Source organism: Mesorhizobium sp. CNPSo 4670, assembly GCF_057784235.1.
This window is the reverse complement of sequence record NZ_JBWJFQ010000023.1, coordinates 24355-49810: the sequence shown is the minus strand read 5'-3', so window position 1 is coordinate 49810 and position 25456 is coordinate 24355. Positions and strand designations below refer to the sequence as shown.

Genomic DNA, 25456 nt, shown 5'->3' with positions numbered 1-25456 from the left:
GCACGACATCGGGCGAGCCACCGCGTGGCTCGCCTCGCCATCCCGGAAACAGAATTGATTCCATCAGGGCGTTCGTTGCTCTAGTCTGGCAAACGCGAATTTTGGGAGGTTTGCGACAATGCTGCTCAAGGATGAAGTTGGAATGCTGCAACGCATTCCCTTGTTTTCCGGCATCGAGTCGACAAAACTCAAGCTGCTCGCGTTCACATCCGACCGGGTGAGCTACAGCGCCGGGCAGATCCTCTTCCGTCAGGGCGACGAGGGAGACGCCGCCTATGTCATCCTTTCAGGCAGCGCGGATATTCTGGTCGATTCCGACAGCGGACCGATAAAAATTGCCGAAATGGTGCCAAATTCGATCGTTGGCGAGATCGCCATATTGTGCAACAGCTCCCGCACAGCCACCGTCAGAGCGGCAAGTCCGGTGGAGGCCTTGAGAATCCGCAAGGATCATTTCTTGAGGCTTATGCGGGAGTACCCGGAAATGACCATCGAGATATTGCGGGTTCTTGCCGACCGCCTAAGCCATACGACCGCGGATCTGATCGACGCACGAAGCGCCAAATAACAATGACTGCTCGATCCACCGTCGCTACGGCACTGGCCCCTGAGAAGGCCACCCTGACAAAACCTGTCTCGCCTAGCAGCCGTTGTTTGGCTACGATGAGTGACGGTACTGCGAAGGGCTAGCATGGACGACGATGTTTTCCTGGTCAGGTTTTGGGGGGTACGCGGCAGCATTTCGGTATCCGGGCCAGAATTCTCCCGCTATGGCGGCAACACGATCTGCATCGAGATGCGATGCGGCAAGCATACGCTCCTGTTCGACGCGGGCTCTGGCCTGCGGCCTGCCGGCGGGGCGCTTCGGGCGTCGGGCATGACCGATTTCGACCTGTTCTTCACCCATTGTCATTACGATCACATCATCGGGCTGCCGGTGTTTGCGCCGATCTATGACCGGAGCGTCAAGATTGCGCTCTGGTCCGGGCATCTTGCAGGACGCATGACGACCAGGCAGATGGTCGATGAGTTCATACGGCCGCCGTGGTTTCCGGTGAGACTGGATATCTGCAAGGCAAGCCTCGACTACCACGATTTCGTATCCGGCGACGTGCTTCGGCCGCGCGAAGGGGTGGTGGTCCGAACCGCCAGTCTTGTCCATCCGGGCGGCTGCATAGGCTACCGGGTCGAATGGGGCGGCCGCGTCGTGGCGGTGATCACAGACACCGAGCACGAGCCGGACAAACTCGATCAGGCGGTGCTCGGCCTGATCGCAGATGCCGACCTCGTCGTTTACGATTGCACCTACACCGAGGAGGAAATGGAACGCCGCCGCGGTCACGGGCACTCGACATGGCAACAGGGCGTCAAGCTCTGTGAGGCGGCCGGTGCGCGGGGGCTTGCGCTGTTTCACCACGATCCGACACGCACCGACGAGCAACTGGACGAGATCGAGAAACTGGCCAAAAAAAGGTTTGCCGGCGCTTTTGCCGCGCGCGATGGCCAGACGCTCAAATTCCCGGTCTCATTGAACAAGAAGCGCTGAGCTATTTTCCTCTGCCGGCGCTGCGCCCGATCAGTGTCCTGATCGGAAGCCATGCGCAGGCCTCAGTCCGTGCGGTGAGCGTGAACAGCCGTTCGACGAAAAGCCAGGCCGACTCATCATGGACGAGATGGTGGGTGAGCAGGCCGACCGGTTCGCCGCCGTCGAATGCATGCTGCAATTGCGCGACGATCGCCTGAACCAGCAGGCCATGATCGCGGCAGCCGCGTGTGCCATGCCAATCCATGATGTCGACATTACTGTTGATGACCGCCAGGGGAGCCGGCTTCGGCGGCCCATAGACCGACAATGCCGCAAATCCTATCGATCCAAGGTCGGATACCAGGCCGGCGTCGATCCTGTTCCAGGGCGGCACCAGCATCGGAACGGCACGCGCGCCGTGCAGGCCCATCAGGTGCGACAGCCCGCGAGCCAGATCATCCAGGACCGCCTCGCGTGGCCGATGCGCGCCGAGCTCCTGCTTTTTCTGGCCCTCGGGCGAATGATTTCGGTGCGCCCAGCCATGGATGGCGATCGTGGCATGCGGCGCCTCGTCAAGCCGGACCACAAGCCTCTCATCCGTCAGGGCCGGAATGACGGCCAGAGTGACCGGAACCGCGAATTTCCCGGTGAGGTCGAGCAGCCGATCAAGCTCAGGCGTCGGCTCCACGGCGTCATCGTCGCGCAGCCAGAACTCCCCCTTGCGGCCGGCCCGTTGCCAGCGCGCCAGTTCTTCTACCAAGGGCTGCCAGATCCGATCGGGTGTCATGAAACGGGGATCTTCGAAAGAAGTTCGGCCAGACGCGCGGCAGCAGCACCGAGGGAGCGTTCTTCGAGGATGAAACGTCTGGCTTTTTCGGCCATGATGGTTCTTTCGTCGTTATGGGCCAGAAGCCTTTCGATGGCGGAAGCGAACGCCGCCACATCGCCCGGCGGGGTGAGAAACCCGGTCTGACCATTCCGCACGACCTCCGGCACGCCGGCGATATCCTGAGCCACCACCGGAAGGCCGGCGGCCTGTGCTTCAAGATAGGCAATGCCATAGGCCTCGCCGTAGCCCGGCCAGACGTAAATTCCCCCCCTGTAGAGGACATCCGGCACGGCGGCCGGCTCGATCGCGCCAAGCCATTCGATACGGTCGGCGGGCAAGCCGGCGAATTGCGCTTTCACCTCGTCACGGGCAGGCCCATCCCCGACGACCGACATGGTCCAGGGCAGGTGGCCGATCGGGCCGAGCGCTTGCGCCAGCATGCGATAGCTTTCGACCTTGTCGCCCTGGCGCATCATTGCGACGGTAACGAGGCGCGTCGGACAACCGCGTGCCGGCATTTCCCGGAATGCCGATGTGTCGATGAAGGGCGAAAGCATACCGAGAGCGGCGTCGGGAATCGCATCTGCCAGTCCCTGGCGGTCCCTGTGTGTGAAGCAGATGTTCAGCGCTGCCTGTTCGACGGCTCGCGCCACCAAGCCTTGCGTGTCGGCCCACAAACCGGTGTTGCGCCGCCTCGAATAGGAGGCTTCGGCCGTCACATAGGGGACGGCAAAGGCCGACGCCAGTCCGGGCCCGATCAGGTCGGGCGCCTTATAATAGGGATGATAGGAGAACCAGAGATCGGGCTTGCCGTCACGATCCCAAAGCTTGGTCAGCCGCGCGGCTTCCTCTCGGGCTTCGATCTTGAGCGCATCGAAACTTTTCGACTCCGGCTCGCGTAGATACAAGCGCAGTTCGGATGCCAGTTCGACGCTATGCCCGCCATGCTTCAGCGCCTTGGCGAGCATCCGTGCCATCTGGCGGTCGCCGGAGGCGACGGGATGATTGGGCGACTTCAGCGGCGCGTAGAAGGCAATTCGCATCGCGCGACCCTATCATCGGAAAGCCTGCGCAAGTCAATTTCGTAGCATGATCGACTTCACCTCTAAGCAGTGGAATGTGCTATCTGATGGTCATGGAAACAGCTGCCGCGCCCGACCCGTTTGTCGCTTCCTTGCCGGTATTCGCAAAGTTCGAAAGCGTTGCCGATATCGACAATTATCGGCCTTTGCCGGATGGCTGGGCGCTGGCCACCGCCGACATCGTCGGCTCGACCAAGGCGATCGAGGCTGGGCGCTATAAGACCGTCAATATGGCCGGCGCCAGCGTCATCTCGGCGCTGCTCAATGCGCTGGGCCGGCAGGATTTTCCCTTTGTCTTCGGCGGCGACGGCGCGCTCGTGGCGTTTCCCGGCTCGGCGCTGGAGATCGCCCGTAACGCGCTGGCTTCTGTCCAGAGATGGGTGGCGGACGAACTGGACCTGACCTTGCGTGCGGCAATCGTGCCGATAAAGGATATAAGAGCGCAAGGCCTCGACGTTCGCGTGGCGAGGTTCCAGGCCTCGGAAGCGGCGTTCTATGCGATGTTTGCCGGCGGTGGCGGCAGTTGGGCGGAAGCCGAGATGAAGGCGGGGCGCTACCGCATCGACCCCGCGCCGGCCGGGGCGCGGCCTGATCTGACCGGCCTCTCCTGCCGCTGGAACCCGATCGAGGCCCGGCATGGCGAAATCGTGTCGATCATAGCCATACCTGGGGCATCGAGCGACTTGCGCGGTTTTCAGTTTCTGGCCTCCGACATCATCGCCCTTGCCAGCAGGCAGGAACGCGATGGCCACCCGGTGCCGGTAGACGGGCCGGCCTACAGCATTCTGCCCGCCGGCCTCGATGTCGAGGCGCGGGCCACGGCGCCGCCAGGGCGGCGGTGGTTGATGAAGCTGTGGGTGGTGTTCCTGATGACGCTTACGGCTGTTACCGATAGATTTGGCTGGACGATCGGCCGTTTCGATCCGAAGGTCTACAAACGCGAGGTGGCCAGCAATTCGGATTTCCGGAAATTCGACGACGGCTTGAAGATGACCATCGACGTTGACGCGGATGTCTTGCAACGGATCGAGAGCCGGCTGAAACAGGCGGAAGAGGCGGGCATCTGCAGCTATGGCCTGCACCGCCAGCAGTCGGCCTTGATGACATGCCTCGTCATCTCGCCGCTGCAGCCCGATCATGTTCATTTCATCGATGGTGCCGACGGCGGCTATGCGATGGCTGCCGCACGCCTGAAGGCGAAGGCGCCGGTCCGATGACGGCTTGCGGAAATCGATTTTCGGCAATATGCCTCGGCCATGGTTCTCGGGATCCGATGAGCTTCGCCATGGGCCGCGGGTAGTCTGTCCGAATTGACGGGAAAGCAGATTTTTGGACGCCTCACGATCGACATATGACCGTCTCCTGGACCGGATTTCGACGCGTTCGGCGCAAGTCGGCGTGATCGGATTGGGCTATGTCGGATTGCCTCTGTCGGTTGCGGTCGCACGCGCCGGCTTTCCGGTATCCGGCTTCGACATCGAAGTCCAGAAGGTCGAGAGCCTGAACAAGGGCCAATCCTACATCGAGGCGGTGACCTCGACAGCCCTTGCCGACCAGGTGGCGAGCGGACGCTTCCGCGCCACTGCGGATTTTGCCGAACTGGCCGTCTGCGATGTCATCATCATCTGCGTTCCGACACCGCTGACCAAACACCGTGAACCGGACCTCTCCTTTGTCAGGAACACGGCAGGCACCATCGCCAAGCATCTGCGTCTCGGTCAGCTGATCGTGCTGGAATCGACCACCTATCCCGGCACCACCGACGACGTGATCAAGCCCATACTGGAAAAAACCGGCTTGCAGTCGACCACAGACTTCTTTCTCGGTTTCTCGCCCGAACGCGAGGATCCCGGCAATCGCAGCTTCGAAGTCGCGACGATCCCCAAGGTCGTGGCAGGCGACGGCATCGAAGCGGCGACGCTCGTGCAGGCTTTCTACCAAAGCGTGGTCAAAACCGTCGTTCCGGTTTCCACCACGGCGACCGCCGAGGCGGTCAAGCTGACGGAAAACATCTTCCGCTCGGTCAACATAGCCCTCGTCAATGAGTTGAAGGTGGTGCTCGGTGCGATGGGCATCGACATCTGGGAGGTGATCGAGGCGGCAAAGAGCAAGCCCTTCGGCTACATGCCTTTTTATCCTGGCCCCGGACTTGGCGGGCACTGCGTTCCGATCGATCCCTTCTACCTGACGTGGAAGGCGCGCGAATACGAACTGCCGACCCGCTTCATCGAGCTGGCGGCGGAGATCAACACGGCCATGCCGCGTCATGTGGTCGATGAACTGGCGAAGGCGCTGGACCGGCGCTGCGGCAAGGCGCTCAGCCGCTCGCGCATTCTCATCATCGGGCTCGCTTATAAGAAGAATGTGCCCGACATCCGCGAAAGCCCCTCATTGCGGCTCATTGAACTCATCGAGGAATGGGGCGGCAAGGCGGATTTCCACGATCCGCATGTGGCCGAGATTCCCAGCACACGGGAGCATATGGCGATCAAGGGGCGTCGCTCGGTCGAATTGACCGAGGCGGCCTTGAAGGATTTCGATGCTGTGGTCGTTGCAACCGACCACGACGCGATCGACTATCAGACGATCGCCGATCACGCTCTGCTGATCGTCGACACACGCAATGTTTTTGGCCGCCTCGGGCTAGCCCGAGAAACGGTGGTGAAGGCCTGACGGCGTCTGGTCGGCGAATTTTTCAGCCGATGTCAGGATCGTGGTTGCACTCCGCCGGCAGCCTCGCCACATGATGGCGCAACAGATAGATGCAGTTCGCCCGCTCCTTGCCTGCAAGGACAGTCATTCGGGACATTCTAGCCGGCTTCATTGATTTCGAGGGTATTATCCTTGGGTCGTTGGCGGACTGTGTTGTGGCGGATCAAAGGAGTGGCCCATCTTGGACGGGTTTGGAGATAGCATGAGCACAGAAATTTCCACCATTCTCGTGGATAAGGTTGCCGATTGGCTGACCCAATCGGCGCTCGAGGGCAACGACCTGGAAACGTTGGTAAAAGGCTTTTGTGAGCGGCTGGCTGCCGCCGGCCTGCCACTGAAGCGGGTGCATCTGAGCTTTTCGATGCTTCATCCGCTTTATGACGCGCTTGGCTTCACCTGGTTTCGCGGCCAGGGCCTCGAAGTAGAAGGCTTCCGCAACGAGGGCGGCGTGCCGTCCGACAGGTTCGTGACCAGCCCATATTACCATCTGCTCAGCAACAAGCTCGACCATCTGCGACGCCGGTTCGACCCGTCGGTGCCGTCGGAGTTTCCTGTTTTTGATGAACTCAGGCTTATGGGCGTCACCGATTACATGGCTTTCGTCCATCCATTCAGCGGCAACACCACGCAGGGCATGATGGGGTCTTGGTCGACCGACAGTGCTGCCGGCTTCAGCGACAGCATGATTTCGGCGCTGCTGCGCATCCAGAACCATCTCGCTATCGCAACCAAGATGGCGGTGCTTACCAAGCTCGCCGACAACATGATGACCACTTATCTCGGCGGCGACGCCGGCAGGCGCGTGCTGGACGGCCAGATCAAGCGCGGCGAGGGCGATACAATCCGGGCCGCACTGGTCATGGCCGATATGCGCGGGTCGTCAAGGCTTGCCGAAACCTCCGGCCGCGAAATCTATATCGATACTCTGAACCAGTTTTTCGACGCCGTTGCCGCACCTTTCAATCGCAAAGGCGGGCAGATCATGAGTTTCATCGGGGATGGCTTCATTGCCGTCTACCCTTGCGAAAGGCACCGCTCGCAGTCCGAGATCGCCTGTCAGGCTGCTCTTGCGGCGGCGCACAAGGCCAGCGCGCGCATGATGGATCTCAATCTGCGCAGGAAGCAGCAGGGGTTGAGCGACATAGGCTTCGGTATCGGCCTGCATGTCGGCAATGTGATGTTCGGTAATGTCGGCCTTACCGACCGGCTGACATTCTCTGTCTTCGGCTCGGCTGTAAACGAGGTCCAGCGCCTCCAGACCCTGACCAAGAAATATCCGCACAGCGTTCTCGCCAGCAAAGACTTCGCCAGCTATTGCGGCACCAACAGCTGGCTGACGCTCGGTAACGAGGAACTGGCGGGCATCAAGAAGCTGACGGTGCTTTCACCCGATCTGTCGGGCGCTCTTGCGCTCGATGAAGACAGTGCGATGGAGCCGGTTCACGACCGGATATCGGACGCCGAGCAGGTCATGCTGCTTCATCGCGATGCCGCCCGGCTGTCGGCAGGCGACCGGCGGAAGCTTCAGTAACCGCCACGATCTGATCCGGACGCTTTTGGTCTGCAATCCGGTCGCGGGTTCCGTCAGGGAACTGGCGACCGTTTAGAATCCAAGTTGCTCTAGGCACGCAATGCGCTAGTCTCGCTTTCTGGGCCTGCCGCCAGGCAGGCCGCCAGATTGGGGCTGGTGTGAGAATGAATTCGGGTATGAATTCGGGTGTTGACCTGCTGCGGATCGAAGATGTTGGCATCTCGTTTGCCATCGTCGGGGGGCCGTTGCATGCTGTCAGGCGTGCAAATCTTCGCGTCCTGCCCGGCAAGGTTACCGCGCTTGTCGGCGAGTCCGGTTCCGGAAAATCGGTGCTCAGCCAGGCCGTGATGGGCATCTTGCCGAAGACGGCCCATGTTCGCGGCCGCATCCTGTTTTCCGATCCTGAAAGGCCCGGCACGACGCAGGATATCCTGCAGATGCCGCGTGACGGACCCGAAATCCGGGCGTTGAGAGGCAGCCGCATCGGCAAGATCTTCCAGGAGCCGATGACATCGCTGTCGCCGCTGCACACGATCGGCAACCAGGTCAGCGAATCCCTGCAGATCCATACGCCCATGCCTCGGGCGGAGCGCAAGGCGCGGACCGAGGAAATGCTCAGCCTTGTCGGTTTTCCCAATCCCAAGCGCGCCTATGATATGTATCCGTTTGAACTTTCGGGAGGATTGCGTCAGCGCGCCATGATCGCCATGGCGCTTATCTGTCGGCCCGCCTTGCTGATCGCCGACGAGCCGACGACGGCGTTGGACGTCACCATCCAGGCGCAAATCCTGCAATTGCTGCGCGGGCTTCAGACCAAGCTGAACATGGCGATGCTGCTCATCACGCACGACCTCGGCGTGGTCGCCAATGTCGCCGACGAGGTGGTGGTCATCTACCATGGAGAGATCATGGAAGCGGGACCTGTCGAGGCGATATTCCGCCGGCCAGGTCACCCTTACCTGAAGGGCCTGATGGCGGCCGTTCCGCATTTCGACCTGAAGCCTGGCGAAAGGCTGAAGGCACTCCGCGAGGTTCCGGTGAATGTCGAGAACCTGCTCGGCAAACAGACGGCGCCGGCATCGAAGGGGCCGGACGACATCCTGCTGTCGGTCAGGGATCTCACGAAGACTTTCACCATCCGCAAGTCCGGATGGTTCGGCGGAGATCACCAACCCTCTGTTCGCGCCGTGGACGGCGTGAGCTTCGATATCAGGCGGGGTGAGTGCCTGGGTCTGGTCGGCGAAAGCGGCTCCGGCAAGACCACCGTCAGCAAAATCCTCATGCGGGCTGTCACCCCTAGCGGCGGCTCTGTGATCTTCAACGGCCGCGAAGGACCGATCGACGTCCTCGAAGCCGAGGGAGACGCCCTGCGCATGCTGCGCGCGAAAATCCAGATGGTCTTCCAGGATCCGGTGTCGTCGCTCTCACCGCGCATGACGGTGGAGAACATCTTGAGCGAGCCCCTGGAAATCCATCGACGTGGCAATGCCGCGTCCCGACTCGCCATGGTCAAGAGCCTGATGCAGGCAATCGGGCTCGATCCGCGCTTCATCCAGCGTTATCCGCACAGTTTCTCCGGTGGGCAGCGTCAACGTATCGGCATCGCGCGGGCGTTGGCGCTGGGGCCTGAACTCCTGATCTGCGACGAACCGGTTTCGGCGCTCGATGTCTCTGTCCAGGCGCAGATCCTGAACCTTCTGAAGGACCTGCAGAAGGAACTGGGCCTGACTTACCTGTTCATATCCCACAATTTGGCAGTGGTGGACTACATGGCAGACCGCATCGCGGTGATGTGCGGCGGGCGTATCGTCGAACTTGCGCCGCGCGAAATTCTGCTTCGGAAACCGGTCCACCCCTACACGCGTTCACTGGTCGCCGCGGTACCTTTCCCCGATCTCGACAGGCCGATGGATTTCAAGACGCTGAAGCTCAGCGGCGCTTCCGACACCAGCGCATGGGGACCGCAATTCCGCGACGAGGGCGAGGAGGATGTGCTGTCGCCGCTCGATCTTGGCGGCGGCCACCTCGTGCTGGCCCGACGTTCGGCCGATGTCAGCGAGCTACGCCATTGATCAGCCGGCGCACTGTCCTTGGCCTCATGGCTTCGGCATTTCTGCCGAGCACGTCGCGCGCCGGCGATCTGGAGCCGGAATTCCTTCAGCCGGAGCTGAAGGCCAGGGCGCTGCCGGCACTCGCCGAACGTCTGCCCAAGAGCCCGCGCGCGATCAATCTCGCTGCGATGGGTCGGCAGCCGGGCCAATATGGCGGCACGCTGCGAACGATCATCGGCAGCCAGAAAGATATCCGGATGATGACGATCTATGGATATGCTCGCCTGGTCGGCTACGACGAAAAGCTCAACATGCAAGCCGACATTCTCGAAAGTTTCGACGTCGCCGATGATCGCGTCTTCACTTTCAAGATACGGGAAGGGCACAAATGGTCTGACGGCAGCCTTTTGACGCCGGAGGATTTTCGCTATTGCTGGGAAGATGTCTGGCTGAACGACGAGCTTTCGCAAGGCGGGCTCGCCCCGGCCCTGATGGCGGACGGCAAGCCGCCACGCTTCGAGATCGTCGATCCGTTGACGGTCCGCTACAGTTGGGACGCGCCCAATCCCGACTTCCTGCCCAAGCTCGCCGCTGCGGCGCCGCTGTCGCTTGTTCTGCCGGCCGCCTATCTCAAGCAGTTCCACAAGAAGTACCAGGACCCATTCCGGCTCGCTGGCCTCATGAAGGAGAACCGGGCCCGGAAATGGACGCTCCTGCATATCCGCATGTCGCGGCAGTATCGCCCGGAGAACCCGGAACTGCCGACCCTCGATCCCTGGCAGAACCGGACCAAGCCGCCGGCCGAGCAGTTCGTCTTCGAGCGCAATCCGTTCTTTCATCGAATAGACGAGAATGGCCGGCAACTGCCCTATGTTGACCGGATTGTCATGAACGTCAGCTCATCGACGATCATTTCCGCCAAGACCGGTGCGGGCGAGAGCGACCTGCAGAGCCTGGGAATTGACTTCACCGATTACTCCTTCCTGAAGGATGCGGAGAAGCGCTACCCGGTGAAGATGCATCTGTGGAAACGCACACAGGGTTCGCGGCTGGCGCTGCTGCCTAATCTGAATTGTGCTGACCTGGTGTGGCGTGGCCTTTTCCGTGATGTGCGCGTGCGCCGCGCACTTTCGCTGGCTGTGGACAGGCGCGAGATCAATTTGGCTGTGTTCTACGGGTTGGCGCAGGAAAGTGCCGATACGGTGCTGCCGGAGAGCCCGCTCTTCCGGCCGGAATTCGCGAAAGCCTGGGTCGCCCATGATCCCGACCAGGCCAATGCCCTGCTCGACGAGGCCGGGCTTCAGAAGCGTGGCGATGACGGGCTGCGGATACTTCCCGACGGACGCCCGGCGCAAATCATCGTGGAAACGGCCGGCGAAAGCACGCTGGAAACCGACGCGCTCGAACTCATCACCGATCACTGGCGCAAGATCGGCATCGCCCTGTTCATCCGGACTTCGCAGCGCGACATTTTCCGTAGCCGCGCGGTTGGCGGCCAGATCATGATGTCGATGTGGTCGGGCATCGACAATGGCGTGCCGACCCCCGATATGAACCCGTACCAGCTGGCCCCCACCATCGATGACCAGCTGCAATGGCCGCTCTGGGGTGCTCACTATTTGTCTCATGGCAAGATGGGTGAGGCGCCCGATCTTCCGCCTGTGGTCGAGTTGATGGCTTTACTCGCGCGCTGGAACGCATCGACCGAAAGCGCGGAGCGCGCCGAAATCTGGACGTCAATGCTGTCGATCTATACCGATCAGGTGTTTTCGATCGGCACGGTGAACGGAACGCATCAGCCGGTTCTGGCATCCTCGCGGCTGCGCAATCTGCCTGACAAGGCGCTCTACGGCTACGACCCGACTTCCTATTTCGGTGTCTATATGCCGGATACATTCTGGCTTGGAGAGTCCTGAGCGTGCTTCGATATCTTGTCTGGCGTATCGCTGTGATGGTTCCAACGCTGCTGATCATATCGGCGCTGGTGTTCACGATCATCGAACTTCCCCCAGGCGACTATTTCGACAGCTATGTTGCCGAGCTTCGGGCTCAGGGCGAAGCGGTGGATTCCGACCGCATCGAGATGATGCGCAAGGAATATGGTTTCGACAAGCCGATGGTTGTTCGCTACTTCTACTGGGTCGGCGGGATGCTGCAGGGCGATTTCGGCTATTCCTTCGAATATGAGCTGCCGGTTCGCGACGTCGTCGGGGACCGAATGTGGCTGACCGTGCTGGTTTCCTTCGTCACGATCATCTTCACCTGGCTCATCGCCTTTCCGATCGGCATGTACTCAGCCACGCATCAATACAGCTGGGGCGATTACGGCCTGACTTTCTTCGGTCTTCTCGGCCTTGCCATTCCGAACTTCATGCTGGCGCTGATCCTGATGTATTTCGCCAACATCTGGTTCGGTACGTCCATCGGCCATCTCATGGACCAGCAATATCTCGGTGAGCCGATGAGTTGGGACAAGGCGAAGTCGATCCTCGCCCATCTCTGGATCCCGGTCTTGATCATCGGCACCGGGGGCACGGCAAGCATGATCCGGCGGCTGCGCGCCAATCTGCTCGATGAGCTACACAAGCAGTATGTGGTGACCGCGCGCGCCAAAGGCCTTCATCCCTTCAAGGCGCTGGTCAAATATCCGCTGCGCATGGCGCTCAATTTCTTCATTTCCGACATCGGCTCTATCCTGCCGGCCATCATCTCCGGTGCCGAAATCACGGCGATCGTCCTGTCCTTGGAAACGACCGGGCCGATGCTGATCAAGGCGCTGCAAAGCCAGGACATGTATCTGGCAGGGTCGTTCCTGATGTTCCTCGCCTTCCTGACGGTCATCGGAGTGCTGATCTCCGACCTGGCGCTGGCGCTGCTTGATCCACGAATTCGTTTGCAGGGCGGTAGCACCAAATGAACACGCATTCGCCGCTGCCCGCTCCGGGTGCTCCACTGCAACACTACGTTTCCACCGCGCCCCTCGACCTGCAGTCGGTCGAGGCGATGACGCCGGAGCAGTCGAAGGTCTTCCAGGCGTCGCAGTTGCGGTTGATGTGGTGGAAATTCCGAAACCACCGGCTTGCCCTTGTATCCGGCATATTCCTGGCAGTGCTTTATTCCGGGATACTGATCTGCGAGTTCCTGGCGCCCTACAATCTGCACACGCGCAACATGGACTACATCTATGCGCCGCCGCAGCGGGTGCGCCTGTTCCACAACGGCGAGTTCGTCGGGCCGTTCGTTTATGGCCGCCAGATGACGCTGGATATGGACACGCTCAAGCGGAACTACATCGAGAACCAGGATGATGTTCAGCGGCTGCGTTTCTTCTGCAGGGGCGACACTTACCGGTTCTGGGGCCTGATCGAAGGTGACAGGCATTTGGTCTGCCCTGCCGAAAACGGCCAGCTCTTCCTGGCCGGCACCGACAGGCTGGGGCGCGATGTGCTCTCGCGCATCATCTATGGCGCACGCATTTCGCTGACGATCGGCCTCGTCGGCATCAGTTTCAGCTTCCTGCTCGGCATCGTCATCGGCGGACTGGCCGGCTATCACGGCGGTATCTTCGACCTGATCGTTCAACGGATCATCGAAGTTCTGCAATCGATCCCCAGCATTCCGCTATGGCTGGCTCTGGCGGCGATTATGCCGATAACCTGGAGTCCGGCGGTGATCTATTTCGGCATCACCGTCATCCTCGGGCTGCTCGACTGGACCGGACTGGCGCGGGCCGTGCGTTCAAAACTTCTGGCCTTGCGCGAGGAGGATTACGTTCTGGCCGCGCAATTGATGGGCGCCAACAGCAGCCGCATCATCGGGCGGCACCTCATTCCCGGCTTCATGTCGCATCTGATCGCGACGGCGACGCTCTCCATACCCAGCATGATCCTGGGCGAGACGGCACTGAGCTTCCTTGGGCTTGGCTTGAGGGCGCCGATAACCAGCTGGGGCATCCTGCTCACCGAGGCGCGCAGCGTCAACGTGATCGCGTTCTATCCATGGCTGCTTTTGCCTATGCTCCCCGTCGTTCTCGTCATCATGGCGTTCAACTTCCTCGGCGATGGCTTGCGGGACGCCGCGGACCCCTACAAGTGAGATCGCCATTCCGCCGCGCGCCATGCCGCCTGCTCCACCCCGGTATGACCCTTGCCGGCGGCCTGTCCGGTTGTTGCAATGTTTGCCGTTCGCCTCTATACGCGGCGAAATTCGATCGAGGTTTAACAAGTGCCCTCGGGTTTCAGCCGCGAACCGCCCTGGTCGCGAGCGTCGCCGATTTCTTGGGCTGGTTCAGGACATACAACCGTATATGAGTCGCCTCGAGAGTTTCATCCGTCGGATGACCGCACAGCGCGACATTCTCGATCAAGTCTGTGTCGAGGTGGCGAAGATCGAGGGCCCCGTGCTCGAACTCGGCCTCGGCAATGGCCGGACGTTCCACCACCTGCGCGAGCGCCTGCCCGGACGCCGGATCGTGGCGTTCGACCGCGCACTTGCCGCACACGACAGCTCAATTCCCGACGCTGAAAACCTCGTGCTCGGCGAGATAAGCGAGACGGCGCCCAGGTTCATCGGCATCGACGCCGCTCTTGTCAATGCCGACCTCGGCACCGGCCACGAAGATCGCGATGTGGTGACCCTTAGCTGGCTTCCCGATCTGATCGCGCGCCTGCTTCGCGTCGGCGGCTTCGCGGTCAGCGGCATACCGCTCCATCACCCGCAGTTGCAACGCCTCCCACCGCCGCCTTCGGTGCCCACAGATCGTCTATTTGTCTATAGGCGTGTGTGAGGGGCCGAGACGACCCAAAGCGCGTCGCGTTGAAACGGATTCAGGCGACACGCTATAAGTCTTGTTGTTATGCATGGCGTTGCCCCAAAGCCGGGCCACTTTCGGGCGACATGCAGTAGAGCGGTTCACCGTTCCACGGAAACGCCGAACCGCTCTATCTCGTTGTTTTAACGCAATTCTCCAGGGAACGTGCCACGCGCCTTTCCCGGGAAAACCGTTTCACACTTTTCCTGGAATTGTTCCAAGTGTTCAGGGGATCGTATAGACTGCTATCTCCCGCTCAATGCCGCGCAGCGCGACCTCGTGGGGCACGGGCGTCAGCGCTTTCCTGTGCAATAGATCGGCGGTGAGATTGTCGTCGACCACCGCACGAGTGGCGAAGATCGCCTGTGCGGTGGCAAGGTTCTGGACCCGCGAAGCAATGTTGACGGTCTGGCCGAAATAGTCCTGTCGCTCGTTCATGGACACGGCGATGCAGGGGCCGGCATGGACCCCGATCTTGAGCAGAAGATCCTCGCGCCCGCTCTTGTCGTTGAGCGCACGCATGGCATCGCGCATCCTGAGGGCCGCGGCAATTGCCCGATCGGGCGTCGCGAAGGTCGCCATCACCGCATCACCGATCGTCTTCACCACCGCGCCTGCCTCCGCCGCGACGATCTCGTGCAGAACCTGGAAATGCTCGCGCACGAGATCGAAGGCTGAGAGGTCGCCCACCCGCTCGTAAAGCGCGGTCGATCCGCGCAAGTCGGTGAACAGGAAGGTCAGGCTGGTGATCTTCAGGCGCTGGTCGATGTCGAGCGTGTCCGCGCGATAGAGATTGCGGAACGTCTGGTTGGTGAGCAGGCGCTTGGCCGTCAGGAAGGGCCGGCGTTTGCCCAGCAAATCATGCAATGCCGGTCCGGCGATGAAGACCGTCGGCAGCACGCGGGTGTCGGTCCTGTTTTCCAGCGAAATGCGCATCGGGCCCGGTTGCATCTCCAGCGTCTGGCTCTGGACATGGTCGCGGTCGAAGACCAAGGACAGGCTTCGGCGTTCCTTTGTTGGTTCGCCCTTCCCGTCGATGAACTGCGCTGAATGGGTGACCGGCTCGAAGACGATGATGAATTCGGACGGAAGCTGTATGAGCAGAAACGCCTTTTCACCCGGTGCAAGCTCGATGTCCTCCAACGAGAACGCCTCTATCTTTTTGGCGAAATCCTCTTCCGGCAGATCGACGCCGGACCCCCAGTAGATCTGGCGGAAATATTCCACCAACGGCAGTTCGTGTGGATTGTGGGCGGCAATCCTGCGCACGCGGGGACTGACGGTGAATGTCACCTCGACCATCTCGTCGAGGGTCGGCGAATAGCCCTCGGCGCACAGCGCGCAGGTGTATTCGTCCTTCTGCAGGGTTTTCAGCGTGGCGTTGGTGTCGAGCACGCCGCCACAGCCGGGGCACAGAACATTCCAGGAAATGTCGAAGATACCCACCCGCGCCGCGTGGAGAAAGGCACCTATGGTGCGTTCCTCGTCGAGGCCATGCTTGCTGGCGAAGGCTGGCGCATTGATGCGGCAAAGTTCGCGGTCCTCGCCCTCCGCGACGGTTCGCTTGATCGCGTCGATTGCCTGCGGATCGACATCGGTCGATTGCCGCAGAAGCGAGAATAGATCCTGAGCTTCGTTCATCGTGCAGGCTCCGGAATATGCGCCCCCGAGGCGTGTTGATCCGGACCGCTCTTTGGTCCGAGTCGCCATTTTACTGCGAAACGGACCGCACGGCCATTCGAATAGACAAGCCTGGTGACAGTCCAATTTCTATTCAGCAGATTTTTACCGGCCGCAAGCGGCACTATGATGGTACATTGGGCATTCATTTTTGGGGCTTTCTCCCGTGCCGACATCCGACAACCCGCCATTTCCCGCGGCTCTGCGCCTTTTCTCCGCAGGGGTTATCATCGTCCTGATCGTGGGCGCCGGCCTGTTTTTCGCGCCGGCACTGGTCAAGCCGCGCTGGCCCTGGCCCGTCACGCCATTCAGTGCCCGCTTCCTCGGCGGCTTCTACACCGCCGAAATGGCGGTGATGGCGGCGCTCTTGTTCTGGAATCGCTGGTCGCCCGGCAGGCTGGTGCTCGTCATGGCCTTCATCTTCACCGTCATCGTGTCGGCGGTTTCGTTGATCAATCTCGGCTATTTTAATTTCGAGCGCAAAGCGGCCTGGCTCTGGTTCCTGGTCTATCTTGCCTCAGCTGCGGTATCCGGGCTGTTCCTGTGGCAGGCCAGGGCCCGTCCTTCAGCAAGAGGCGTGACCCTAAACCCCGCATGGCGCGGCTACATGTTGGCGGAAACGGCGATCCTTGGGCTCTATGGCGTCGGCATGTTGCTGTTTCCCCTGATGGTCAGCAGCACCTGGCCATGGCCGGTCGATCCCTTCCACGCCCAGGTCTACAGCGCCATCTTCCTCGCCGGCGCTGGCGGCGTATATCTGGTCTGGAAAAGCGCACCGCGCGAGGAACTGCTGGTGCTTGGCCTGGCGCAGTTTCTGGTTGGCCTGCTTGCCATTCTTGGCCTCGTCATCACCGACGCTGCGGTGCATCGGATCGACTGGACGGCGCCCAAGACATTGTGCTGGCTTGCCCTTTTCGGCTGGATCGGCATCAGCGGCGTCTTCAAACTCTCCGCCGCCTCCCGCTATTTCAGCACGCAATCGGCAGCATAGCTTGCAGAGACGGCTGGATTTTCAGGTGACGTCCGGTGCATCGTGCCGGGCCTATTGCCTTCGCCGGGAACGCCATGACCAACACGTCATCCTCCGAGAAAATCCAGCCGCAGCTCCGCGCCATCCGGCCAAGCGATGCGGAGGCGCTTTGCGCTATCTTCAACATGCCGGGCTTCCGGTGGGGCACGCTCAGGATGCCCTTCGAGATGGTGGAACAGGTCGAGCGGCGCATCGCCAAGGCCGGCCAGGAAACCACCTGGATCGTCGCGGAGCTGGACGGCAAGGTCGTCGGCCATGGCAGCCTGGTCGTGCAGGGGTCGCCACGCCGGTCGCATATTGGCGAGATCAATATCGGCCTTGACGATGGCTTTGTCGGCAAGGGCATCGGCTCTGCCATACTTGGTGCGCTGCTTGACGTGGCCGACAACTGGCGCGCCCTGAAGCGGGTCGAGTTGACCGTCTATGCCGACAACGAACCGGCCGTCCGTCTGTACACAAGCCATGGCTTCGAGGTCGAAGGTCGGCATGTGAAGGCGGGTTTTACCGACGGGCAGTACCACGACCTGCTGAGCATGGCCCGACTGCGGTTTTGAGATCCGCTGTTTGGAGACTTACCTGTTTTGATCGAGTTGACGATCCAGGTGTGGGCCGGCCGGGTCCAGCAAGTCTGGTCTCCCTTGGCGTTTGCACCGCGAGCGGCTAGACGGGACCAATGACCGCCATCTCTGACCCAACCGCTGCGCCTCCGGCGGAAATTCTAGCTGTGCTGTCGCTGCTCTGCCCGGAAGTCGTGCGTGATATCGAGCAGAGCTGGAATGCGCCGGTTTCCGAGTACGCCCGCCATCTGTGGCGGCCGGTGGCGACGCCTGCATCGGCCCCGGCGGTCGCTGCCCGGTCGATCCTGCGCGACGTCCTGCATCAGCGCCTTGGTGCGATCATGCAGCCTGAAGAGATCGGCAAGACCCTCGAAGAGTTCGAGCGCAGACCGGTGATCCAGTCCGGCCTGCACTGCCTGCTGCTGATGGACCGGATCACCTTCGATGCCCTCCTGCTTGCCTGGCTCGGCGCGGTCGAAAACGGGCTGTCGGCCTTCGTCGGCTTCATGGGAACGACGATGACCATGGAGACGAACGGCCGGGAGGGGCCGGGATGGCTCGATGTCGGCGACGACAAGGTCAATTTGTTTGGCATGGGGCGCCACAAACTGTGCCGCAAGAGCGCCTGCGTGGCCGGTCCCGTCTCCCTCAACAAGCGGGCGCTCGAAGCTGTGGGCGATGAAACGGATGCCAGCCGCTGGCTGGGCACGCTGCTTGCCGGCCACGACAAGGTGTTTGGGACCGCCGCCGATGCGCTGACGGCTCTCAACGAGGATCTGGTCGACGATTGGGATCGTTCCGGCATGGCTCGGCCGGTCTTCATCGATGATCGGCTCGCCGCGGCCGCCATGGCGCGGCATCTGGAACACGACGGCAGCCTTCTTTCCAGGCTGCTCATCGAGCCGGCAAGGCGCCAGCGTCTCGAACGTGCCTTGCAAGAGGCGGCATCGGGCCCATTTGGCAGATTCCTGCCCAATAGCACGGCCTATTTCTGGGGCATCCGCGAGGAACGCGTGCGCAAGCTCGTGCTCGAGAACGGGCAGTTGATCGAGCCTGACAGGCCGCATGGTCTCTCCATCCCGTTCGAGCGGCCGCATCTCAGGCAGGCGCTGCTGGACGGCGTGCTGCTGCCGAACCTGTTCCTGATGTTCCTCGTCCTTGCCATCTTGCCGCGCGTGCGGGTCGTGGGCGGCCTGAGGCAGATCGGCTATGTAGCGCTTTTCCACTCGATCCTGCTGGCAGCGCTAGACCAAAACGCGCTGGAGGAGCGCGAACTGGCTGTAGAGCTGCAGGTTCGGGAAAATGCCTGGGGCATGCGGGTCATCGATGAAAAGATCTCAGTCCGCGAGCAGCTTGCCGGCCTGCCGGAAGGGGCGCTTTTCCCGGACCTCCTCCGGCAATACCGATTGCGGACCTTTGCCGAGACGACCGACGACCTGAAACTGGTTCGCGAAAACGCCCGATGGCGCAAGATCGGCCAGGCAGGGATCAGGGCGACCTGATATCGCCGCAGTTGTCATTGCACAACACCGGCCTTGCGGAGCCCGTCCACCACGAGTTCGAAATCGGCAGGGTTCTTGTAGGGCAAGACCTTGCGACGGTATTCCAGCGAATAATCGGGATTGAGGCGAAGCACCTCCTGCCATGCCGCGCGGGCCTCGGCGAAACGGCCGAGATGGCCGTAGCAGGCGGCCAAAAGAGCGCGCGAGACATCGGTGACGGCGTTGCGAGCCAGCCGTTGCAGCAAGAGGTCAACGGCCTCTTCGTACCTTCCCAGTTGAAACGCGGCCAAAGCCTGGAAGTGCAGAAGCACATCGGGAAAGTACGGATTCAAGGTCTTCCCCCGGGCGAAGCTCTCGAGGGCCTCCTCGGGTCTGCCCGAAAAGTACAGCGCCTCGCCGAGGATGACGTGCCCCTCGGCGAAGTTCGGATTGAGGGCGATCGCGTGCTCGGCCTCGTCGATGGCTCCATCGTGCCGTCGTGTGTACAGCTTGGCTATAGCCAGCGCCCAGTGCGCCCAGGGATCACTGTCATCCAGCGTTACCGCTCGCGTTGCGATCTCTTCCGCTTGCGCCATCGATTCCGGCGGCGAGGCACTCCACCTGTTCAGGTAATCGAGTCCGTGCGTGAGGGCGAGGAAAGCGTGGGCAGAGGCAAACTTCGGGTCCAGGTCGATGGCACGTTGCAAGACATCGCGGGCTGCGACGTTGGTCTCCTTCGTCAGCCGGTGCCACAGCTCCCGGCCCCGCAGGAAACAGTCATACGCCTCCGCGTTGCGCGGGTGCTCGGGGGCCAGCCGCTGACGGTCACCCTCAGTCAGATTGAGCGCCAGCGCACCGACGATCTGCTGGGTTACGTCGTCCTGCACGGCGAATATGTCGGTCAGCTCGCGATCGAACCGCTCCGCCCAAAGATGGCCGCCCGAGGTTGCATCGATAAGCTGCGCGGTGATGCGCACCCTGTTCCCCGACTTGCGTACGCTGCCTTCAAGCACATGCCGCACGCCGAGCTTCGTGCCCACCTCCTGCACCTGGACGTTCTGGCCCTTGAAGGTGAACGACGAATTGCGGGCGATGACGAAGAGCTGCGACAGTTTGGACAGCGCCGTGATGATGTCCTCGGAGATGCCGTCGGCGAAGTAGTCCTGTTCGGCGTCACCGCTCATATTGGCGAATGGCAGGACGGCAATCGACAGCTTCGGCGGCGCTGCCGTCGCCGGTCGGTTCTCGGTTTCCGAGGCAGCGGCCGCCCTGGTCCCGGCGCTGCCGACTTGCAGCGAATAGACCCGGATGGGCTCGGCGATGTTCTTGAGCTGCGTGCTGCCCAGATCGCTGACCGAGAGATCGAGCCTCGCCTTGACCTGGCGATAGGCATCCTCGGACAGGCAGATGGCGCCGGGCGCCGCGACGCCCTCCAAACGCGAGGCGATGTTGACGCCGTCGCCCATCAGGTCGCCGTCGCTTTCCTCAACCACATCCCCTAGGTGGATGCCGATCCTGAACTCGATGCGGCGGTCCTGCGGCACGCCGGCATTGCGCTCCACCATGCCATTTTGAACCTCAACGGCGCAGCGCACGGCATCCACCACGCTGCGGAACTCAACCAGCGCCCCATCCCCGGTGCGCTTGATCACCCGCCCGTTGTGCACGGCGATGATCGGATCGATCAGGTCGCTGCGCAGGGCCCGCAACCTCGCCAAGGTACGATCTTCGTCCGCGCTGGCGAGCCGGCTGTATCCGACGACATCTGCAGCCAGGATTGCGGCCAGCTTGCGATTCTCGCTCATCGGTCCGTCTCCTCGTCCCCACAATAGCAGGAAGACGGAGGGTAAGAGGGAACTTTCGCAACGACGGCTATGTAGCCGCCCGAATCGGCAGCGCTCCGCCCGGGATCCACACGGATCGCCCGATGCCGATTTGCGCTGCCGCTTGCTGGTCGACGCCTAACGGTTCATCCTTGTGAGTACCCTGGCCGTGACGTGCGTGGGGAATCACGCCGCCGCGGCCGCTTTAGGTCTTTGTTTTTATGCATGTCGTTGCCCCAAAACCGGGTTCACTTTTGGGCGACATGCATTGGTGAGGTCTTGTCGATGGACTGCTCGGGCTGCGGTTTCGAGGTTGAGAGCGGATACGCTTTCTGTCCGAGGTGTGGCAAGCGCCAGCCCGTGCCATGCGCCAGTTGCGGCTACCCCTGCGCACCTGATTTCGAGTTCTGTCCGAAATGCGGGGCAAGCGTCGGTGCGGCCGCAAAAGCCGTCGAACGGCCTGCTCCGACACAGAGCCGGACCGTCGTGCCCCCTGCTCGAACGCCGTCGCTGCTTGCCAACATCGAGAGCGACGATGGGCTGCATCCCGTCTCCGACGCCGATCGCCGGACGGTGACGGTCCTGTTTGCCGACCTTTGCGGCTTCACGACACTCAGCGAGCAGCTCGACCCCGAGGTGATGCAAGCGCTGCAAAACGAACTGTTCAAGGAATTGACGGCGGCCGTGCGAAACTTTGGCGGTTTCGTCGACAAATTCATCGGCGATGCACTGCTGGCTCTCTTCGGTGCGCCAGTCGCGCATGAGGACGATCCGGAGCGTGCGCTTCGCGCCGCTCTCGACATGATCGCCCGGACGGCGCGGCTCGGTGAAAGCGCGCGCCACTCCGGCTCGCCTCTGTTGCTCCACATCGGCATAAACACCGGCCCGGTCGTCACTGGCGGATTGGGCATCGGCACCGCCAAATCCTATTCGGTGACCGGCGACACCGTGAATACGGCGCAACGCCTGCAATCGCTGGCAGCACCAGGTGAGGTGCTGGTGGGCGAGCTCACTCACAGGTTGACCCGGCATGCCTTCTCCTACGAGCCGCTGGGTGATGTCGTGCTTCGCGGCAAGGCTGGCAGCGTGCTCGTCCATCGGCTGGATGCACCGCTTGCGGCGCCGCGTGCGGCGCGTGGGCTCGAGGCGCTCGGCCTCAGCGCACCGATGATAGGGCGTGATGCGGAGCTGCACAGAATGCTGGCGAGCCTTGACCAGGCGTGCGGCGGCTCGGCCCAACTTGTCCGCCTCGTTGGCGAAGCCGGTATCGGAAAATCGCGGCTGGTAAAGGAGTTTGTCGCCCGCGTCGGCGACGAGGATCGTTTTCGCAACCTCGCCGTGCGGCAAGCCACGTGCTCACCGCTGGGCGAACGATCATTTGGCGCCTTGGGCGCAGTGGTGCGCAGCGCTGCCGGGATGATGCAGAACGACACTGGGGACGAAATGCGGGGCAAGCTCGCTGGCTTGCTGACCGATCTCGGCCTGCAGGGCGAGGAGGCGAAGCGGCTGATGCCCTTGCTCTACCATGTGCTTGGCCTTGGCGACCCCGATGCCACCTTGCAGCATGTCGAGCCCGAGCAGTTGCGGCGGCAAATTCTCTACGCAGTCCGCACAATCATCGAACGGCGGCTTGCGTTGTCGCCGCTGTTGATCGTCGTCGAAGACCTGCACTGGGCCGACGCCGTGTCGCTCGAGGCACTGCGTTTCGTGATGGACAGGTTGGAACGCACGCGGCTGATGTTGCTGGTCACGCATCGTCCGGGGCCGGACAGCGGCCAGCTCGACTCAAGTCGGGTCAGTCACACAGCGCTCAGGCTTTCGCCGCTCAGCCATGATGAAGGACGCAGCCTGTTGGCGGCGCTTTTCGGCGAGAGCTGGGTAAACTCCGCAGGAACGCTTCTTGACCAGATCCTCGAGCGCGCGGGCGGCAACCCCCTTTTTATAGAGGAGATCGTTCGCGGCCTTATCGATCGCGGTGTCCTAGTGCGCGAGGGCCAGCGATGGCGGACTGTGGCAGGCGAAGCCGCAACCGGCATTCCCGCCACCATCCAGGCAATGTTGCTTGCTCGCGTCGACCGGCTGCCCCAGGACGTGCGCCGGTTGGCCCAGGAAGCCGCGGTGATCGGCCCGCGCTTCGATGCCACACTTCTGAAAACCGTGACAGCCGACCCCGGCCGGCTGGAAGCCGGTTGCGAACTGCTTTGCGATGCGGAAATCATCGAGGAAGTTGCCGGATCAGGCTCGGTTTCGTCGCAAAGCTACCGCTTTACGCAAACATTGCTGCAGGACGTGACCTACCAGAATCTGCTCCTGCAGCGTCGGACCGACATCCACGGTCGGGTCGGCGCCGCCTTGGAGCAACTGTGCGGCGCCAGACCGGAACGGCTCGAGGATTTGACCGTGCTCGGTCATCATTTCGCACAGAGCGCCGAGCGGGAGAAGGGCGCGCAATACCTGCAAGCGGCGGGCGATCGCGCTCGCATGATCTACGCCAACGACGACGCCCTTCGTTTCTACGAGCGGGCACTGACTGCGTTGGGCGCGATCGGGCAAATACCGCTCAAACTGGCGATTGCAGAGCGCATTGCCGATTTGAGCGGCCCGGCAGGCCGCCGCGAGATCGCGCACCACCACTACGAGACGGTGTTGCAGGCATACCGCGAGTCAGCCGATCGTGTCGCTTCGGCGCGCGTTTTGCGTAAGATCGGTCGGCTGCTCTGGGACGTCGGCAAGCGCGACAATGCAGAATCCCGCTATGCCGAAGCGGCAGCGCTCCTCGATGGAGCGGATGCCCCGATCGAGCAGGCGCATCTGTGGCAAGAGCGTGGCCGACAGGCGTTCCGTAGCGGCGATCACGCTCTCGCGGCAAAATGGGCGGACGCGGCGCTGGATTGCGTGGGCACTCTGACAACGGAGCATGCCTCCGAGGCCGGGCGTGATGCCACTCTTGTGACCGCCGAGGCCCTCAATACCAAGGCGGTCGCGTTGGCTCGCCTTGGGCGAAACCGTGAAGCCGTGGGTCAGGTCGAGCGTAGCATTGAACTGGCCGAAGCCGCCGGTCTGCTGGGCGCGGCCTGCCGTGGCTACACCAATCTCGGCGTGCTTTACACCACCATCGATCCGGCAAAGGCGATGGAGGTCTGTCGGCGCGGTCTTGAAGTGGCGCGCCATATTGGTGATCTGGGTTTCCAGGCGCGCCTTCTCGCCAATCTGGCGGTCGCTTGTTGTACTTTCACGGATCGCTGTCCAACTGAGGGCGTGCCGGCTGCCGAGAAGGCCATCGAGATCGACCGAGCGCTCGACCAGCGCGAGCACCTGCCGGTGCCGTTGATCGTCCTTGGGCAAATCCACCAGTGCAACGGCCGTCCGGAGCTGGCGGTCGGCTTGTTCCACGAAGCACTGGACGTAGCCCGCGAAACGGGCGAACCCCAACTGCTGTTTCCGTGTTATGATGGTCTTGCAACGCTTAATCTCGACCTCGACAATCTGGCCGAGGCCGAACGCTACTTTTCCCTGGCGCAGGGTATATGCGCCCAGCACGGGCTCGACCCGGAAGCGCTTGTGGTGCTGCCTTTTCTCGACTAGCCGGGTGGGAGGTTGAAATGTCCGCGCCTAGTGACTTGGTACCGCTTCAACCGGGTGACCGCGCGCCGAACTTGGTACTCGACGCCATTACCCAGGAAGGCAAGATCGCGCTTGACGACTTTCGTGGGCAAAAACCGGTGCTGGTCGGCCTGTTTCGAGGTCTGCATTGTGCGTTTTGCAGGCGCCATATCGCCGCCCAGGCGCGGCTTGATCCGGAGCTGCGCGAAAAGGGCGTGGAGAGCCTGACGGTAGTCAACACGCCGATCGAACGGGCGCGTCTCTATTTCCGCTACCACCCGATGCCGAATCTGCTTGCGGCCTCCGACCCTGAACGCGCTTCACATCGTGCTTTTGGACTGCCCAATCTCGAATTCACCCAAAACGAGACGAACTGGCCATACAAGGTCTCGATGGCAGCGGCAATGAATATGCGGGTCGACATGCCAGGCGAGTTGCCCGGTCCTATGGATCCTATTGCGGCCGCCGAAATCCTCGACAAGAAGGACCATTACGAGCTGACCGAAGCCGACGAGCAGATGTTGGCAACGGGACACGGACAACTGGTCGGTCAGTTCCTGCTGGACCGGCAGGGGATCGTCCGCTGGAGCTTCACGGAGGTTCCAGAGGGTGGGCGATACATGTTTGGGGCACCAAGCCCGCAGGAGCTGATGTCTGCCGTGTCCCAGGTCGCCCAATAGACTTGCGCCGCCACAGCGCTGGTTCGCAAGGCCATGTAAGCAAAAGGCGCCCCGAAGGGCGC

At 61.9% G+C, this 25456-nt stretch carries 19 protein-coding genes; 15 read left to right on the top strand and 4 right to left on the bottom strand.

All coding sequences use genetic code 11. The features are described 5' to 3' along the window. The first annotated feature begins 118 nt into the window (after nt 1–118). Together AC0ZT5_RS29050 and AC0ZT5_RS29045 are read left to right on the top strand one after the other, a co-directional pair. The gene (locus AC0ZT5_RS29050) at nt 119–568 is read left to right on the top strand and encodes a cyclic nucleotide-binding domain-containing protein (RefSeq protein WP_095083929.1); all 450 of its coding nucleotides are present in this window, start codon (nt 119–121) and stop codon (nt 566–568) included. Nucleotides 569–691: 123 nt separating this feature from the next. Then, nucleotides 692–1546, top strand: coding sequence for an MBL fold metallo-hydrolase (locus tag AC0ZT5_RS29045; protein WP_488499225.1), 855 nt, complete (start codon nt 692–694; stop codon nt 1544–1546). Between the two features lies 1 nt (nt 1547). Here AC0ZT5_RS29045 and AC0ZT5_RS29040 read toward each other — a convergent pair whose 3' ends face one another. Further along, the gene (locus AC0ZT5_RS29040; protein WP_488499224.1) at nt 1548–2312 is read right to left on the bottom strand and encodes a polysaccharide deacetylase family protein; all 765 of its coding nucleotides are present in this window, start codon (nt 2310–2312) and stop codon (nt 1548–1550) included. Then, the gene (locus AC0ZT5_RS29035) at nt 2309–3397 is read right to left on the bottom strand and encodes a glycosyltransferase family 4 protein (RefSeq protein WP_488499223.1); all 1089 of its coding nucleotides are present in this window, start codon (nt 3395–3397) and stop codon (nt 2309–2311) included. Before AC0ZT5_RS29035 ends, AC0ZT5_RS29040 begins: the two co-directional genes overlap by 4 nt. 74 nt (nt 3398–3471) lie before the next feature. Here AC0ZT5_RS29035 and AC0ZT5_RS29030 point away from each other — a divergent pair, with 74 nt between their 5' ends. From AC0ZT5_RS29030 to AC0ZT5_RS28995, 8 genes are all read left to right on the top strand, one after another. Further along, nucleotides 3472–4653: a DUF3095 domain-containing protein gene (locus tag AC0ZT5_RS29030; RefSeq protein WP_477284267.1), complete on the top strand. Its 1182-nt coding sequence runs from the start codon at nt 3472–3474 to the stop codon at nt 4651–4653. A gap of 112 nt (nt 4654–4765) precedes the next feature. Next, nucleotides 4766–6109 carry a nucleotide sugar dehydrogenase gene (locus AC0ZT5_RS29025; RefSeq protein ID WP_488499222.1) on the top strand — a complete coding sequence of 448 codons (1344 nt, stop codon included), beginning with the start codon at nt 4766–4768 and terminating at the stop codon, nt 6107–6109. Nucleotides 6110–6350: 241 nt separating this feature from the next. Then, nucleotides 6351–7679 (top strand): adenylate/guanylate cyclase domain-containing protein, encoded by a 1329-nt coding sequence (locus AC0ZT5_RS29020; protein ID WP_488499221.1) that lies wholly within the window; start codon nt 6351–6353, stop codon nt 7677–7679. Nucleotides 7680–7855: 176 nt separating this feature from the next. Then, the gene (locus AC0ZT5_RS29015; protein ID WP_488499220.1) at nt 7856–9751 is read left to right on the top strand and encodes an ABC transporter ATP-binding protein; all 1896 of its coding nucleotides are present in this window, start codon (nt 7856–7858) and stop codon (nt 9749–9751) included. After that, on the top strand, nt 9748–11646 hold the full coding sequence (locus tag AC0ZT5_RS29010) for an ABC transporter substrate-binding protein (protein ID WP_488499219.1): 1899 nt from the start codon (nt 9748–9750) through the stop codon (nt 11644–11646). The genes AC0ZT5_RS29015 and AC0ZT5_RS29010 overlap by 4 nt, the downstream gene beginning before the upstream one ends. Nucleotides 11647–11648: 2 nt before the next feature. Further along, nucleotides 11649–12647 (top strand): ABC transporter permease, encoded by a 999-nt coding sequence (locus tag AC0ZT5_RS29005; protein ID WP_477284277.1) that lies wholly within the window; start codon nt 11649–11651, stop codon nt 12645–12647. Continuing rightward, nucleotides 12644–13825, top strand: coding sequence for an ABC transporter permease (locus AC0ZT5_RS29000; RefSeq protein ID WP_488499218.1), 1182 nt, complete (start codon nt 12644–12646; stop codon nt 13823–13825). Before AC0ZT5_RS29005 ends, AC0ZT5_RS29000 begins: the two co-directional genes overlap by 4 nt. Nucleotides 13826–14036: 211 nt before the next feature. Continuing rightward, complete coding sequence (locus tag AC0ZT5_RS28995; RefSeq protein ID WP_184872685.1) at nt 14037–14516, top strand: class I SAM-dependent methyltransferase; 480 nt, start codon at nt 14037–14039, stop codon at nt 14514–14516. A gap of 249 nt (nt 14517–14765) precedes the next feature. On the opposite strand, the gene AC0ZT5_RS28990 is transcribed toward AC0ZT5_RS28995, so the two are convergent. Next, a complete protein-coding gene (locus tag AC0ZT5_RS28990) occupies nt 14766–16181 on the bottom strand; it encodes a DUF5939 domain-containing protein (protein WP_488499217.1) in 1416 nt (471 codons plus the stop codon). Between the two features lie 205 nt (nt 16182–16386). On the opposite strand from AC0ZT5_RS28990, the gene AC0ZT5_RS28985 reads away from it, so the two are divergent. The 3 genes from AC0ZT5_RS28985 to AC0ZT5_RS28975 all read left to right on the top strand — a co-directional run bounded on the left by AC0ZT5_RS28985 (nt 16387) and on the right by AC0ZT5_RS28975 (nt 19309). Then, a complete protein-coding gene (locus tag AC0ZT5_RS28985; protein WP_488499216.1) occupies nt 16387–17211 on the top strand; it encodes a hypothetical protein in 825 nt (274 codons plus the stop codon). 74 nt (nt 17212–17285) lie between these two features. Beyond that, on the top strand, nt 17286–17804 hold the full coding sequence (locus AC0ZT5_RS28980) for a GNAT family N-acetyltransferase (protein ID WP_488499215.1): 519 nt from the start codon (nt 17286–17288) through the stop codon (nt 17802–17804). Between the two features lie 119 nt (nt 17805–17923). After that, nucleotides 17924–19309 carry a hypothetical protein gene (locus tag AC0ZT5_RS28975; protein WP_488499214.1) on the top strand — a complete coding sequence of 462 codons (1386 nt, stop codon included), beginning with the start codon at nt 17924–17926 and terminating at the stop codon, nt 19307–19309. A 14-nt stretch (nt 19310–19323) separates the two neighbouring features. On the opposite strand, the gene AC0ZT5_RS28970 is transcribed toward AC0ZT5_RS28975, so the two are convergent. Beyond that, nucleotides 19324–21093, bottom strand: coding sequence for an adenylate/guanylate cyclase domain-containing protein (locus tag AC0ZT5_RS28970; protein ID WP_488499213.1), 1770 nt, complete (start codon nt 21091–21093; stop codon nt 19324–19326). Between the two features lie 303 nt (nt 21094–21396). On the opposite strand from AC0ZT5_RS28970, the gene AC0ZT5_RS28965 reads away from it, so the two are divergent. Further along, nucleotides 21397–24696, top strand: coding sequence for an adenylate/guanylate cyclase domain-containing protein (locus tag AC0ZT5_RS28965; RefSeq protein WP_488499286.1), 3300 nt, complete (start codon nt 21397–21399; stop codon nt 24694–24696). A 17-nt stretch (nt 24697–24713) separates the two neighbouring features. Then, a complete protein-coding gene (locus AC0ZT5_RS28960; RefSeq protein ID WP_488499212.1) occupies nt 24714–25394 on the top strand; it encodes a peroxiredoxin-like family protein in 681 nt (226 codons plus the stop codon). Nucleotides 25395–25456: the final 62 nt, after the last annotated feature.

What these genes read in the sequence shown, in the direction of transcription:
- AC0ZT5_RS29045 (WP_488499225.1), top strand. Translation starts at nt 692, where the DNA reads ATGGACGACGATGTTTTCCTGGTCAGGTTTTGGGGGGTACGCGGCAGC.
- AC0ZT5_RS28990 (WP_488499217.1), bottom strand. Translation starts at nt 16,181, where the DNA reads ATGAACGAAGCTCAGGATCTATTCTCGCTTCTGCGGCAATCGACCGAT.
- AC0ZT5_RS29015 (WP_488499220.1), top strand. Translation starts at nt 7,856, where the DNA reads ATGAATTCGGGTGTTGACCTGCTGCGGATCGAAGATGTTGGCATCTCG.
- AC0ZT5_RS28960 (WP_488499212.1), top strand. Translation starts at nt 24,714, where the DNA reads ATGTCCGCGCCTAGTGACTTGGTACCGCTTCAACCGGGTGACCGCGCG.
- AC0ZT5_RS29020 (WP_488499221.1), top strand. Translation starts at nt 6,351, where the DNA reads ATGAGCACAGAAATTTCCACCATTCTCGTGGATAAGGTTGCCGATTGG.
- AC0ZT5_RS29040 (WP_488499224.1), bottom strand. Translation starts at nt 2,312, where the DNA reads ATGACACCCGATCGGATCTGGCAGCCCTTGGTAGAAGAACTGGCGCGC.
- AC0ZT5_RS28965 (WP_488499286.1), top strand. Translation starts at nt 21,397, where the DNA reads ATGGACTGCTCGGGCTGCGGTTTCGAGGTTGAGAGCGGATACGCTTTC.
- AC0ZT5_RS28975 (WP_488499214.1), top strand. Translation starts at nt 17,924, where the DNA reads ATGACCGCCATCTCTGACCCAACCGCTGCGCCTCCGGCGGAAATTCTA.
- AC0ZT5_RS28970 (WP_488499213.1), bottom strand. Translation starts at nt 21,093, where the DNA reads ATGAGCGAGAATCGCAAGCTGGCCGCAATCCTGGCTGCAGATGTCGTC.
- AC0ZT5_RS29050 (WP_095083929.1), top strand. Translation starts at nt 119, where the DNA reads ATGCTGCTCAAGGATGAAGTTGGAATGCTGCAACGCATTCCCTTGTTT.
- AC0ZT5_RS28980 (WP_488499215.1), top strand. Translation starts at nt 17,286, where the DNA reads ATGACCAACACGTCATCCTCCGAGAAAATCCAGCCGCAGCTCCGCGCC.
- AC0ZT5_RS28995 (WP_184872685.1), top strand. Translation starts at nt 14,037, where the DNA reads ATGAGTCGCCTCGAGAGTTTCATCCGTCGGATGACCGCACAGCGCGAC.
- AC0ZT5_RS29030 (WP_477284267.1), top strand. Translation starts at nt 3,472, where the DNA reads ATGTGCTATCTGATGGTCATGGAAACAGCTGCCGCGCCCGACCCGTTT.
- AC0ZT5_RS29035 (WP_488499223.1), bottom strand. Translation starts at nt 3,397, where the DNA reads ATGCGAATTGCCTTCTACGCGCCGCTGAAGTCGCCCAATCATCCCGTC.
- AC0ZT5_RS29000 (WP_488499218.1), top strand. Translation starts at nt 12,644, where the DNA reads ATGAACACGCATTCGCCGCTGCCCGCTCCGGGTGCTCCACTGCAACAC.